Source organism: Devosia sp. (assembly GCF_017744655.1).
Taxonomy (GTDB): Bacteria; Pseudomonadota; Alphaproteobacteria; order Rhizobiales; family Devosiaceae; genus Devosia.
Window position 1 is genome coordinate 209,814 of the sequence record NZ_JAGIAW010000009.1, and the last position, 14,080, is coordinate 223,893.

At 63.2% G+C, this 14,080-nt stretch carries 10 protein-coding genes and 1 pseudogene; 6 read left to right on the plus strand and 5 right to left on the minus strand.

Features of this window, described 5'->3' with window-relative positions:
• Positions 1–37: 37 nt before the first annotated feature.
• From J7557_RS17370 to J7557_RS17380, 3 genes are all read right to left on the minus strand, one after another.
• Positions 38–1,573: a histidine kinase dimerization/phospho-acceptor domain-containing protein gene (locus J7557_RS17370; protein ID WP_291421301.1), complete on the minus strand. Its 1,536-nt coding sequence runs from the start codon at positions 1,571–1,573 to the stop codon at positions 38–40.
• A complete protein-coding gene (locus J7557_RS17375; protein ID WP_291421302.1) occupies positions 1,570–2,265 on the minus strand; it encodes a response regulator transcription factor in 696 nt (231 codons plus the stop codon). The genes J7557_RS17370 and J7557_RS17375 overlap by 4 nt, the downstream gene beginning before the upstream one ends.
• A 114-nt stretch (positions 2,266–2,379) precedes the next feature.
• A complete protein-coding gene (locus J7557_RS17380; RefSeq protein WP_291421303.1) occupies positions 2,380–3,693 on the minus strand; it encodes an esterase-like activity of phytase family protein in 1,314 nt (437 codons plus the stop codon).
• 270 nt (positions 3,694–3,963) lie between these two features.
• Here J7557_RS17380 and J7557_RS17385 point away from each other — a divergent pair, with 270 nt between their 5' ends.
• The 4 genes from J7557_RS17385 to J7557_RS17400 all read left to right on the plus strand — a co-directional run bounded on the left by J7557_RS17385 (position 3,964) and on the right by J7557_RS17400 (position 8,065).
• The gene (locus J7557_RS17385; protein ID WP_291421304.1) at positions 3,964–5,490 is read left to right on the plus strand and encodes an alkaline phosphatase; all 1,527 of its coding nucleotides are present in this window, start codon (positions 3,964–3,966) and stop codon (positions 5,488–5,490) included.
• 219 nt (positions 5,491–5,709) lie between these two features.
• Entirely contained in the window at positions 5,710–6,141 is a 432-nt protein-coding gene (locus J7557_RS17390) for a hypothetical protein (RefSeq protein WP_291421305.1), read from the plus strand.
• 8 nt (positions 6,142–6,149) lie between these two features.
• Positions 6,150–6,818: an ABC transporter ATP-binding protein gene (locus J7557_RS17395; protein WP_291421306.1), complete on the plus strand. Its 669-nt coding sequence runs from the start codon at positions 6,150–6,152 to the stop codon at positions 6,816–6,818.
• Positions 6,815–8,065 carry an FtsX-like permease family protein gene (locus tag J7557_RS17400; protein ID WP_291421307.1) on the plus strand — a complete coding sequence of 417 codons (1,251 nt, stop codon included), beginning with the start codon at positions 6,815–6,817 and terminating at the stop codon, positions 8,063–8,065. Before J7557_RS17395 ends, J7557_RS17400 begins: the two co-directional genes overlap by 4 nt.
• Here the strand turns inward: J7557_RS17400 and J7557_RS17405 are convergent, their stop codons facing one another.
• Together J7557_RS17405 and J7557_RS17410 are read right to left on the minus strand one after the other, a co-directional pair.
• Positions 8,066–8,557: a copper chaperone PCu(A)C gene (locus J7557_RS17405; protein ID WP_291421308.1), complete on the minus strand. Its 492-nt coding sequence runs from the start codon at positions 8,555–8,557 to the stop codon at positions 8,066–8,068.
• A gap of 62 nt (positions 8,558–8,619) precedes the next feature.
• Positions 8,620–11,139: an EAL domain-containing protein gene (locus J7557_RS17410; protein WP_291421309.1), complete on the minus strand. Its 2,520-nt coding sequence runs from the start codon at positions 11,137–11,139 to the stop codon at positions 8,620–8,622.
• 231 nt (positions 11,140–11,370) lie between these two features.
• Here J7557_RS17410 and J7557_RS17415 point away from each other — a divergent pair.
• Positions 11,371–12,344, plus strand: a pseudogene (locus J7557_RS17415) (ABC transporter substrate-binding protein).
• A gap of 57 nt (positions 12,345–12,401) precedes the next feature.
• On the plus strand, positions 12,402–14,078 hold the full coding sequence (locus J7557_RS17420; protein WP_291421310.1) for an iron ABC transporter permease: 1,677 nt from the start codon (positions 12,402–12,404) through the stop codon (positions 14,076–14,078).
• Positions 14,079–14,080: the final 2 nt, after the last annotated feature.

A 14,080-nucleotide genomic window follows, 5' to 3' on the forward strand; every position in this document is an offset into this window, starting at 1 on the left:
GAAGTGGTGCAGCCTTGGTGCAGATCGCGTGCAGGGATCAGCTGGGCGGAAAGGCAATATCGAACACAGCACCCCCATCGCCCCGCAAAGGCACCAGCCTCGCGCCATAGAGTTCAAGGATCGCCATGACGATGGCCAGCCCGAGCCCTGTGCCGCCCAGTTCGCGGCGCGTGGTGAAAAAGGGTTCGCCCAGACGCGAGAGATCGACATCGGCAAAGCCGGTACCATTGTCGGACACGCGCAACACCGTGCCGTTCCAATCGAGTTTCATCCGTTCCGCGCCGTGATGGCGGGCATTCTGCGCCAGATGCGCCAGAATGGTCTGGCCATGGGTCACCGAGAGCGGCAGCACCGCCTGCCCGTCGCTCAGAACAATCTCCAGTCCCGGAATTTCCGGCAGCATCTCCCGCAACAGGCCGGGTTTGCCGGGGAGGTACTGACGGGCGCGCGTAATCTCCCGCAACTGGTCGAGCAGCTTGCCCATCCGCTCGCCCTGCCCCTTGATGGTGGCGATCAGCTTTTGCCGCACGTCTTCAGGCAGGTCGTCGTCTTCGAGCAGTTCCGCCGCCCCGACAATGGTTGTCACCGGCGACTTCAATTCATGCGTCACGTGATTGGTATAGATGCCGATTTCCTTGCCGCGTCGCGAAAGGCTGGCGGCCATGGTCATCACCGCCTCGCCCAGTTCGGCGATTTCCCGCATGCCATAGTGGTCGAGCGGGGCGAGATCATCATGTGCTCCCCTGGCGACCAGACGAGACTGATCGCGCAGGGCCTGCAAGGGGCGCAGCAAAACCCGCACCAGAAACGTGCCCATGACCAGCGCCCCCAACAGCGTCACCCCGACCAATGCCAGAAAGGCGAGGCCCTCTTGGGAAAAATAGCTTTCGAGCTGCGGCGGCGTGCGCGAGATATAGATGGCGCCGATCACCCGGTTGGCGCTGATGACGGGATAGGCCACGAGAACCCTAAATCCCGCGCCACGGCTCAAGGACAGGAAAGACCAGCGCGCATCGGCATCGCTGCGCCAGCGCAGGGCCGCCCCCACCTCGCCGCGCAAGGCCTTTTCGACCTCGGGCACGCCGGCAAAGCTCATGGGCGTTGCGGCCAGGAGATCCAGCCCCTGGAAATCGAGAAAGACCACGCTCGAGAGCGTCGTCCGTCCCGCCCGCTCTTCAAGCGCGCCCAGTGCCCCGGCAATGGCCTCGTAGCGTGGACCAAGCCGCGCCTGGCTCGCCACGCCATCGGGGCGGACGGGCTCGATCTCATTGCTGCGCAGGTTGAGAAAGGACTGGAATGTCCGCGTCCTGGCGCTCCAGAACACGCGCTTGTCGGGCGGCAGGTAGTATCCCGGAATGGGATCATCGCCGCCCTCCGCCTCAAAAGCCTCGGCATAGGCCGCCGCATAAAGGGCGGCCTGCTTGAGCAGCGAGGATTCGGTTTCGCGAACGAACCAGTTGGTGCCGATCTGCAGCGCCAGCAGGGCCAGAACCGGCACGGCGAGAAGGCTCGCGCAGAGGACCAGCACGACCAGCGCCATGGACGGGCGCCATTTTCGTAGGACCGTGCTCACGCCGGGCCCGACCCGTTGATGCAGGAGCCCAGCCGCAGCCCCACGCCGCGCACCGTCTGCACCACATCGGCATAACCAAGCGCCGCCGCCTTGGCCCGGATATTGCGCACATGGCTATCCACCGTTCGCCCCGAGAGGTTGGCGTTGCCGCCAAAAACCGCGTCGATCAGCCTGTTGCGATCGACCACCCGATCCTCGTGATCGAGCAGCATTTTCAGCACGGCAAACTCCGTTGCCGTCAGATCAAGCACACGACCGCCCAATGTGCAGACATGCCTGCCGGCATCGACGCGCAGATCGCCATGGCCCTGCACGGGGTTTTCGTCCGGCCGGCCGCGCGCCAATATGGCCTTGATGCGCAAGACCAGTTCGCGCGGCGAAAAGGGTTTCGTGACATAATCGTCGGCGCCCAGCTCAAAGCCCAGCACCCGGTCGATTTCATCGTCCTGCGCGGTCAGGAACAGCACCGGCAGGCGCGACATGGCGCGAATAGCCCTGCAGCAGGCAAAGCCGTCCATACCCGGCATGCCGACATCAAGGACGACGAGATCCACATTGCCCTGGCGCACCGCGTCGAGCGCAAGCAGCCCGCCGGCCGCTTCCCGGACCTGCATGCCGGCCTTTTCCAGCGCGACCCGGACCACCATGCGAATATCGGGATCATCATCGACGACCAGAATGCTGGCCTGCATCGCTTTCCCCGCCTCTACCGATTTCCATCGCTAGCGGCATAGGCGGGCACAGATGGGGTTGGCAAGAGAGGCCGGAGAAGGGCGTGAGCACCCTCCTCCGGTTCGATAGCGTGATTACTCGGCCTTGAGGAAGTCGGCGACGTCGAGGAGAATATATTCGTTGTCGTCGGCACGGCCGGCTTCACGGCCGGTCGAACCGGGATAGTTATTGTCATTGGCAACAACGATGGTGGTTGCGTCGACCAGATCAACGTCTTCGATGGTGACGAAGGGGAAGGTGAAAACCCCGTCCTTGCTGCCGCGCGGCGCCAGCGCTTCCGGATCCTGAATGTCCATCAGGTCGATATAGGCGATCTTTTCGAGCACGCCGTTTTCGTCGGTCCGGGCGAGATCGACGAGATAGATGCGCTTGAAGGCAGCGGACTTTTCGCGGCCATCGTCGCCTTCATTATTGTCGCGCTCGATGATCAGGCCGCGCGTGCCCTCAAAGATGTTGAAGTCGCCAATGGCATTGCCGGCGTCTTCGAGCGGATAGTAGCGAACGGTATCGCTCCAGGTGGCATCGGCCACGTTGAATTCGAGAACGCGCAGCACGGTCTTGTCGCCGATGGTTTCGAGCGCACCCGAAGCCTCGTCGAAGAAGGGCTTTTCGAGCAGCGGATAGAGCGTGATGCCATCCATCGACTGCGCCATTCCTTCATAGCCGCCGGAGCGGCCGGTATTGATGCCGGTCACCACAGCGCCGGCGGCGGGCTGGGAGGTGAACTGATTGTCGGGCGACTTGTAGTCGACGCCACCGGGATTGGTTTTTACAACTTGCAGCACCACGCCTTCGGCATCGACTTCGATCAGCCAGGGGCCGAACTCGTCGCCGATCCAGTAGTTGTCGCCAACCGGCTGAATGGATTCAGGATCGAAATCGGCGCCGGTGAGATAGCGGCTCTCGCTGTGCTCGGTGACGATCGGGAAGGGCACGACGCGGTTCGGGTCCTTGAGGAAAATGGTCTTTTCGATACCGACCTTGCCCGCTTCCCAATCCATTTTCAGGATGTTGAACATGAGCATGGCGTCGGACGAATTGGCCTTGTTGCCAAATCCGTTGTCGGTGAGGAACAGGAAGCGATCTTCGCCGAGCGAACGCACGCCGCTCATGCCCTGGAGGGGCTGGCCGGGGAACGGCATGGCAATGCCGGAAGCCGGATTGGCCCAGCCATAGGGCGTCTCGACGCGGGTGCCCGAGGTGAAACGGCCGGACATCTGGAGACCGGCCGGCGCATCCATGGGAGCGGGCAGGAAAGTCTGGGCCGGCAACTGGGCATTGGCCTTGAGCACGGCTTCAAACTTGGCCGGACCTTCGGCGGTGTCTTGAGCCATGGACAGGGATGCGAGGAGGCTGAGGCTGACACCAAGGGCGAGCGCTTTGAGCATGGTTCTCTCCGGGAAAAGTGGATGCTCTCGACTATCCAAGGGTGATGTCGCCGCCATCACAGCGGCGTGAATGACCGATGACATTCCCGAACGCCGCCAAGGGGATGAGTCGACGCCTCCCACCATTTTCCCCGTTACAAGATTACATCACAGACCCTTCGTAACGTTATGACGTAACTACATTTCCATGTCATATGGCCGGTCTAATGGGTTGATGAACGGGCCGGCCTTGCCGCTGCCCGGACGCTCCAACCCAAGAAGGTGAACATCATGGTCAAGCTCTCCCGGGCTCTTATCGCCAGCGTTTCGACGATCGCCCTGACTCTGCCGGTTCTGGCCCAGACTGCCGTGCCGCAGGCCGATGACAGCTACTTCCTGGCCGCCCAGGAACAGCTCGCCGCCAAGGAAGCGGTCAAGCCGAATACCGGCAAGGCCAAGAACGTCATCATGTTCATCGTTGACGGTCTCTCCATCCCGACCATCACCGCTGCCCGTATCCACGAAGGCCAGTTGGCTGGCGTCGACGGCGAAAGCCACTCGCTCGCCTTCGAAACCCTCCTGCCGCACACGGCCCTCGTCAAAACCTATACCCATGACAGCCAGGTCGCCGATTCCGCGCCGACCGCCACCGCCATCACTTCGGGCATCAAGTCGCTCAACGGCACCATCGGCGTCGACCAGACCGCCGTGCTCGAAGACTGCTCGACCCAGGCCGGCTCGACCACCATGTCGATCTTCGAACAGGCCGAAGAAGCTGGTCTTGCCACCGGCATCATCTCGACCGCCCGCATCACCCACGCCACCCCGGCTGCTGCCTATGCGCACACCGTCGGTCGCGACTGGGAAAACGACAAGAGCCTACCTGAAGACGCCGTCGGCAAGTGTGCCGATATCGCCGCACAGCTTGTCGACTGGTCGTTCGGCGACGGTTTTGAGGTCGTGTTCGGCGGTGGCCGCGCCAACTTCATGCTCGACAGCCAGAAGGATCCGGAAGACGAGACTCGTACCGGCGCCCGTAAGGAACGCGACCTGATCGCCGACTGGCAGGCCAAGTACAATGACGGCCAATATGTCTGGAACAAGGAAGGCTTTGACGCGCTCACCGCCGACACCAGCCATGTTCTGGGCCTCTTCAACGGCTCGCACATGCAGTATGAAGCCGACCGTGAATCGGATGCCGGTGGCGAACCCTCGATCGCCGAAATGACCACCAAGGCCATCGAAATCCTCGAAAAGAACGAAGACGGCTTCGTGCTGATGGTGGAAGGCGGCCGGGTCGACCACGCGCACCATGCCGGCAATGCCGCTCGCGCCCTTACCGACGCGATCGCCGTTTCGGAAGCTATGAAGGCTGCCTATGAAGCCGTGAACCCGGAAGAAACGCTGATCCTGCTCACCGCCGATCACAGCCACGTCTTCTCGATCGCTGGCTACCCGACCCGCAATAACCCGATCCTGGGCATTGCCGGCACGGGTGACGATGGCCTGCCGTACACCACTCTCGGCTACATGAACGGTCCGGGCGCCAAGACCCTCGAAGAAGGTGCCGATGTCACCGCCATGTCGGGCGAGGAAGTCCGCGCCGCCCTGCAGCGCGCCGACCTCACCGAAGTCGACACCACCGACATCGACTTCCTGCAGCAGGCCCTGATCCCGATGGGTTCGGAAAGCCATGCCGGCGACGACGTCGCCGTCTTCGCCCAGGGCCCGCAGGCCTATCTTTTTGACGGCGTGATCGAACAGAACCTGATCTACCACGTCATGGCGAAGGCCGTGGGCCTCAACGCCGCCAAGTAATCTTTTGACCCCGCAGGTGGCCGCCGGTTCTTCGGCGGCCATTTGCTTTTCACGAGGCCGTGAGTGTCACACGCTGGGGATGCCTTGGGCTTATTCTCCTCGCACGGCGTCATTCCCGCGAAAGCGGGAATCCAACCCTCGACCAAGTGAGATTCCCGCTTTCGCGGGAATGACGCAGGGTCCAAGAGGTCAAAGCAGACGAAGAAGAGGACAAAAGACATGCAACGACGCCACTTCGTCGTCGGCCTTGCTGCGGCAGGCACGCTCCTCGCCGCCAAGCCCGCCTTTGCCGACCTCCCCTCCCTGCGTTTCCGCGATATGTATTCGCGCGGCAAGGACCTTTCGGACCAGGCTATCGCGCTCGAAGGCCAGCGCATCGCCATGACCGGCTATATGGCGCCGCCGCTGAAGCCCGAGATCAATTTTTTCGTGTTGACCAAGACGCCGATGGCCACCTGCCCCTTTTGCGACGACGCAACGGATTGGCCGAACGATATCGTGCTCTCCTATTTCGAGGGCGACATGAAGTTTACGCGCTTTTCCAATCTCATCCGCGTCGAAGGCACCTTCGATACCGGCATCGAGACGGACGGGCCGACCGGGTTTGTCAGCAAGGTGCGCCTGCTCGACACCAATTACACCATTCTCTGAGCTTTTTTATGCCGGGATTGCCTCTGGCCGTGTCCGGCCTGCGCCTCGCCTTTGCCGGCGCCGATGTCATCGACCTGCCCGCCCTCGCCATAGCGCCGGGCACGCTGACCGTGCTCTCGGGCGCCTCGGGCTCGGGCAAATCTACCCTGCTCTACCTGCTCTCCGGACTCCTCCGCCCCGATACCGGCTCCATCGCCTGGGCCTGGGCCGATATTGCACTTCTGGGCGAAAGCCAGCGCGACCGCTGGCGCCGCAAACAGGCCGGCTTCATCTTCCAGAATTTTCACCTCATCGAGGAAATGAGCCCGCTCGACAATGTACTGGTGCCCATCTGGCTCGACCGCTTTTCCGCCAATGCAAAAAGACAACGCGCACTCGACCTGTTGCGCCAGCTCGATGTGCCGGCCGAGCGCGACAGTGTCGCAAAACTCTCGCGCGGCCAGCAGCAGCGTGTCGCCATCGCCCGGGCCCTGATCGGCGACCCCAGCGTGATTTTTGCCGATGAGCCGACGGCCAGCCTCGACGCGGCCACGGGCGAAACCGTCGCCGCCGTGCTGCAACGCCTCGCCCGCGAAGACGGTCGCACCGTTGTCGTCGCGACCCACGACCCGACGCTCAAGACCCTCGCCGACCAAACAGTGCAGCTCGACCATGGCAAAAGGGAACCAGCGCCATGAACCCCTTTCCCATTGCCTGGGCCTCGCTGCGCCGCAACAGTTTTACCGCTGTTTTGTTCCTGCTGATCGTGGCGCTGGCCGTGGCCCTGGGCATTGCCATTTCGGCGCAGGAGCGCGCGCTACGCGTGGGCAGCGCGCGGGCGGCGGACAAGTTCGATCTGATCGTCGCGGCGCCCGGCAGCCACAACGATGTGCTGTTCTCGACGGTCTATCTCGATCCCACGGCCGTCGAACTACTGGACCCGGCCATCACGCGCCTGCTGTTTGAAGAAACTGAAGCCGACTTTGTCGCGCCGATCGGCTTTGGCGATGCCATCGGCAATGATCCCGTCGTCGGCACCGTCGCGCCTTTTGTCGATCACCTTTCGGGTGGTCTTGCGGAAGGCCGGCTCTTTGCAAAGGTCGATGAAGCGGTGGTGGGCGCACTATCTCCCCATTCCGTCGGAGATGAGCTCGAAGTCTCGCATGGCCATGGTGGCGCGACAGGCACCGATGCGGATGCCGCGGCGGATGCCATCGAGGCGGGTGAGGCCGTTCCGGGCGGTGATGGCGATCATCCGCACATCACCATTGTTGGTCGCATGCAGCCCACGGGCACGCCATGGGATCGCGCCATTGTGGTGCCCATCGAATACAACTGGGTGGCGCATGGCCTCGGCACCGGCCATCTGCCGGAAGACACTCATATCGGAGCGCCCTTCGATCCCGATGCCCTGCCCGGCCTGCCGGCAGTGGTGGTAAAACCGAAGGAGGTCGCGGCTGCCTACGGCTTGCGCGCTGCCTATCGCACGCCGCAGTCGACCGCGTTCTTTCCTGCCGAAGTGCTGGTGGAGCTCTATGCCCTCCTCGGCGACGCGACAGCGATCATGAGCGGGTTGACGCTCGCGGCCCAGGCGCTGGTGGTCGCTGCCATTCTGGCTGGAGTGGTCGCCATCCTCGATCTGCAGCGGCAACGCTTTGCCGTGTTGCGCGCGCTGGGCGCCTCGCCGCTGTTTATTTTCGCGACGGTCTGGATCTATGTCGCCGCCATCGTCGTCACCGGCGCCATTGCGGGCCTCGCGTTGGGCTGGGGTGCCGCGGCTGTTGTTTCTGATCTCTTGGCGCAATCGACCGGCGTCGCCATGCGCGCCGAAATCGGCGCGCGGGAACTGTCGCTCGTCGGCACGCTGGTCGGGCTCGGCCTCCTCCTCGCGGTGGTGCCAGCGCTGATCATCTATCGGCGACCCGTGGTCGACGCTTTGCGCTAATCAGTGGCTATGCCCGGCATGGCTATGCGCCACGGTATCCGCAGCTTCCACCTCGACGCTGATCTCCAGCTCGCCATCGCCGATCAGCAGGTGCAGCGCAAAATGATCGCCCTGCTTCAGATCAGCAGTCAGGTCGTTGAGCCGCAGGCCCAATCCGCTCGGATCGAAATCGAACGCCCCGCTCGGAAGCTGAAATGCCCCAACCGACTGATAGGCCATGGTGCCATCCGCGCCCATGGTGGCCCCGACCACCTCGACTCTTGCTGAATTGGAGGCTTCCGCCCCACTCAGCATCACCGGCTCGCCCGCATTCTCGATTTCGAAGAAGACGACAGCATCCTCACCCCGCGCAGTGGCGCGCGTCCAGGCATGAATGACGGTGATGGCACCAAGGCTCGCCTCATGGTCATCATGCGCATGGTCCTGCGCCAATGCGGGCGCCGCGGCCAGGAGCAAGAGCGGCAAAGCAAGAGGGCGTAGAAAGCTGGCCATAAGAGGCTCCGGTCATGATGCCATGACCGACCTAAAGCCCGCAAACGACAGGCTGGTGACGCTCAGCTTTGATGCGCCATCAATTTCTGTGCCTCGCCCGCCGGCATGGGCCGGCCGAGATAATAGCCCTGCACCTCGGTACACCCCTCAGCCCGCAGGCGCTCGAGCTGCTCGAAAGTTTCGACGCCCTCCGCCGTGGTCGCAATGCCAAGGCTGACGCCCATGCCGACCACCGCACTGACAATGGCCGCATCGCCGGAATTTTCGACGATTTCGCGCACGAAGGACTGGTCGATCTTGATCTTGTCGAAGGGGAAGGAGCGCAGATAGGAGAGCGAGGAATAGCCCGTCCCAAAATCGTCCATGGAGATGCGTACGCCAAGGGCCCTGAGCTGGTGCAACACCGCGACATTGGCTTCGCTGTCATGCAGCAGGACCGACTCGGTAATTTCGAGTTCGAGGCGGTCTGGATTTATGCCCGACATGGTCAGCGCCGAAGCCACGAGATTGGCGAGTTTCTGGCCCTTGAACTGCACGGCCGAAATATTGACCGCGACGCGCATGTCATCGGGCCATTCGGCCGCATCCCGGCAGGCCTGGCGCAGCACCCATTCGCCGATGGGGACGATAAGGCCGATATCCTCGGCCAAGGGGATGAATTCGATCGGCGGCACCATGCCGCGCTCCGGATGGTTCCAACGCAGTAGCGCCTCAAAGCCGGTAATCTTGCCGGTCTCGACGGAAACGAAGGGCTGGTAGTGGAGGGTAAATTCGCCGACGATGAGCGCCCGGCGCAATTCGACCTCCAGCGCCCGGCGCGCCTTTACCCGCGCATCCATTTCCGGCTGGAAATAGCGGAAAGTGCCGCGGCCTTCGTCCTTGGCGCGATAGAGCGCCATATCGGCATTTTTCAGCAGCGCATCGGCGCTTTCCCCGTCGGTGGGCGCCATAGCAATGCCGATCGAGGCGCCAATGACCACCATCTGGCCATCGACGTCATAGGGCTGCGACAGCACCGAAATCAGCCGGTCCGACAACATGCCGGCTTCGCCGGGCTCGGCGAGATCGCGCTGGATAACGGCGAATTCGTCGCCGCCGAGACGGGCGACGAGATCGTTTTCCCGCAGCGCCCCGCGCAGGCGTCCGCTGACCTGTTGCAAGAGCTTATCGCCGACAGGATGGCCGAGCGTGTCGTTGACGTCCTTGAAATAGTCGAGGTCGATGCAGAGAATCGCCGCCGGCTGATCATGCCGTTCGACATGGCGCAGGGTGCGACGCAGCTCGTCGAGGAACAGCACGCGATTGGGCAGCGCGGTCAGAGCGTCGTGATGCGCCATGAAGCTGATACGGGCTTCGGTCTTGCGCTGTTCGGTGACGTCGACGACCACGGCAAGACGGGCCGGCTGCCCCCGATAATCGACCTGGCGAGAATAGACCCGCACCTCGATGATGGAGCCATCGGCCTTGAGATGCTTCCAGATATCGCCGGTATCGCTGGGGATCGTCGGCTGCGCCAGGATCTGGCGCACGCGCTCCCTTTCCTCTTGCGGCCTGATGTCGAGGAGGCTCATCGACAGAAACTGCTCGCGGCTATAGCCATAATGCTCGACCGCGACGGCATTGACGTCGCGCATCTGCATGGTTTCGGGGCAATAGACGAACATGGGCAGCGGGCTGTCCTGAAACAGCAGGCGGAAGGATTCCTCGCGGTTGCGGATTTCGGTGACGTCGATCAGGCTGGCCGATACCAGGTCCTCCATGGCCGAGGCGCGCATGGAAAAATAACGCACGCCGCCAAGCGTGGAGGGATAGGAGAATTCGAATTCGACGGCCGCCTTGGTTCGCCAGGCTTCGACCAGTTGATCGACGGCCCCGGTGCCGCGCAGATGCGGAAAGAGGTCGGTAAGGCGCTGCCAGCGCAGGGCATCGATCGATTGACGCACGAGATCGGCGGCACCTTGGTTCAGCGCGACGAGCCGGAAATCATCGACCACGCCCTCGCTGCCACGCACCGGCGCCAGCGCCATGAGGCCGCCCGTGGTCGAGGCGAAAATCGCATCGACGAGGCTGTATTTTTCCATGCGCGGACGCGCATAGGCGAGCAGCAGCGGCCCGCCCCATCGGCTCGACAGCGGAAAAATGACGAGATCATAGGCGCGGACATAGCCGCTGCGCTCGGGATAGGCGACGAGATGCACGGGCTGTTTCTGACGCAGCGCTTCCTGCAGACCGTCGAGCAGCACATGGGCGCAATCGGGACGCAGCGCCTCTATGTCCCGTCCGGCAGCTTCCTCGCCGATCCATTCCTCGAAGGCTGGGCCGGCATGGGCAAAAACGAAAGTGCCGTCGGAGAGGGCGCGCACGAGCGCCGTGTGGTTTGTGGCGCGCCCGGTGCGACCGAGGACAACCTCGTCATAAAGCGGCAGATGGGTCGACCTCTCGGCCGTCCGCCAGTTTCGATAGATGACGTGAAGATCGAGGCTGGCATTTTCGCCGTGCAGGAACTCTTCGACGCCCCGGCGTCCGGCAGCGGCGCCGGTGGGCGGAACGTTGGCTTGCACGATCGCGGCGGATGGCGACATCAAAAATCTCCTGCCAACGGGGATAAGCTGTTGGAATGGCGCGAAATATCTACACCACCAACAGTTCTCAGCTCGTTGCCGACTTCGTCATAAAGGCGTCATACGCGAGCACCTCAGAAACACACCTCGGCGAGCCTCTCCGGCACTGTCATCCAACGGTTAGGCAGAGAGGCTAGAGGCCTCCGCATCCAAGTCGCGCGACCCCGGCGCGGCACAATCGGAGACGACACAATGCGCATGCTGCTCGCTGCCGGCCTGATGCTGGCCACTGCCCTCACCCCCGCTTTGGCCCAGGACGGCACGCTGGTGCTTTATACCAGCCAGCCGCAGACCGATGCGCAGCAGACGGCCGATGCCTTCATGGCCAAATACCCGGCATCAAGGTCGATTGGGTGCGCGACGGCACGCCGCAGATCATGGCAAAGTTCCGTTCGGAACTGGAAGCCGGCGCCCCGCAGCCGGACGTGCTGCTGATCGCCGATGTCGTGACCATGGAAGGGCTCAAGGCCGAAGACCTGCTGCTCAACTATCCTGAGGCCGACCTCACCGGCTATGCCGAGGGCCTGCATGACGAAGACGGCGCCTATTTCTCGACCAAGCTGATCACCACCGGCATCATCTACAATACCGCTGCCACCATGATCCCGGCGAGCTGGGAAGACCTGACCAAGCCCGAAGCCCAGAACCAGATCGCCATGCCGAGCCCGCTGACCTCGGGCGCCGCCATGATCCACACTGTCACGCTCACCGAAAACCTGCCCGAAGGCTGGGATTTTTATAGCGCGCTGGCCGCCAATGGCGCCCAGGCCGCCGGCGGCAATGGCGGCATTCTCACCGCCGTTTCCGGCGGCGAAAAGCTCTATGGCATGATCGTCGACTACATGCCGATCCGCGAAGCCGCCAAGGGCGCACCGGTGAAATTCGTGTTCCCGACCGAAGGCGTTTCTGCTGTCACCGAGCCGGTGGCGATCCTGAAATCGGCCAAAAATCCGGACAATGCAAAGCTCTTCATCGATTTCCTGCTCTCCGAAGAAGGCCAGCAGCTTGCGACGAGCCAGGGCTATATCCCGGCGCGCGATGGCGTCGCGCTGCCGGCAGGCTATCCTGACCGCTCGGAAATCAAGGTTCTGTCCTATGACGCCGCCGCGGCCCTCGCCAATGACCAGGCCAACAAGGACCATTTTGCCGAAATTTTTGGCCAGTAAGCGCGCGTGACTTTAGCGCCTATCCATGACGTCCGGCGCCCGGTCACGGGCTCTGGCATGACGAAACTGGCAGGGCGGGTCACTCCCGCCCTGCTGGCCATTCTGGTCGTCGCCATTCTCGCGGCCCTGCCGCTGGGTCGGCTGGTGGTCACGGCGCTGGTGGGGCCAAGCGGCATAGATTTCGCGCCGCTTTTGGCCCGGCTCATGCGCAGCGCCACCCAGAAGGCCATTTTCAATACGCTCGACACTTCACTCTTTGGCGCCCTGCTGGCCCTCGCCATCGGCGCCCCCTTCGCCTTTCTCGTCGCGCTGACCGACATGCCCCTGCGACGCGCGCAGGGATTTTTGCTGCTGCTGCCGCTGATGATTGCGCCGCAGGTGACGGCGCTCGCCTATATGCAATTGCTCGGGCCTTCGAGCGCGCTGCTCGGCACTTTCGGCTTCGCCCCGGCGCCGGGCACCGCCAATCCCCTGCTGGGTCGCGGTGGCATTATTCTGCTTTACGGTGTCCAGCACGCGCCCATCGTGTTCATTACCCTGCGCGCCGGGCTCACAGCCCTGCCGCGCGATTATGTCGAGGCTGCACGGGCAGCAGGCGCAAGACCGTGGCGCGTCCTGCTTGATGTCATCGTGCCACTGTTGCGCCCCTATTTCGTCGCGGCGCTGGCGCTGGCTTTCGTTTCGGGCGTCGGCAATTTCGGCATTCCGGCGCTGCTCGGCATGCCCGCCAACTATTTTACGCTGGCGACGCTGATCTACCAGCAATTGGCGGGCAACGGCCCCAGCGTCTTGCCGCAGGTGGCCATGCTATCGCTCGTCATCGCCGCCATCGCCATTGCCGGCATTGCCCTGCAGTCGCTGGGCCAGAGCAAGGCCGGCTTTGCCATCGCGCGGGGAATGCCGGCGCGGTTTGCGCTCAAAACCTGGGGATGGCCGGCTGCCATCACAGGACTGACGCTGATCGGCATCATTCTCATCCTGCCGCTCCTGGCGCTGGTGACGACCTCGCTCGTGCCCGCCTATGGCGTGCGGCTTAGCCTCGCCACCGTGACGCTCGACAACTATGCCGAAGTGCTGTTGCGTCAGGCTTCAACCACGCGCGCCTTTTTCAACTCGTTCTATCTCTCGGGCCTTGCAGCACTGATCCTGGCCCTCTCCGCCGTTCCGGTGGCACTCGGCCTTCGCCATCTGCCCTCCCGCGCGCGCTCGGGTCTCCATGGCCTTGTCGACCTGCCCTATGCACTGCCGGGCATTGTCCTCGCCATTGCCTGCATCCTGCTTTTTCTGCGGCCCCTGCCGCTGATCGGCAGTCTCTACAACACGCCCTGGATCATTCTCGTCGCCTATCTCATGCGCTTCGCCGCCCTCGCTTTGCGCCCGGTCGATGCCGCTCTTGGTCAGATACCACCGCAAATGAGCGAGGCGGCAGCCGCTGCCGGAGCCGGAAGCTGGCGCCGCTTTACGACCATCACCCTGCCACTAGCCGCGCCTGCAGCGGTCGCTGGGGCGCTGCTGGTCTTCATGAGCGCCTTCAACGAACTGACCGTTTCGGCCCTGCTCTGGTCCAATCGCAACGAGACGCTGGGCGTCATCCTGTTCTCGCTCGACGAGGCCGGGCTTTCGACCCAGGCCTCGGCCATTGCGGTTGTCACCGTGCTCGTGGTCGTGGTCCTGCTTCTGATACTGAACCGGTTGGGTTCGCGACTGCCGGCAGGCGTGCTGCCCTGGCGCTAAGT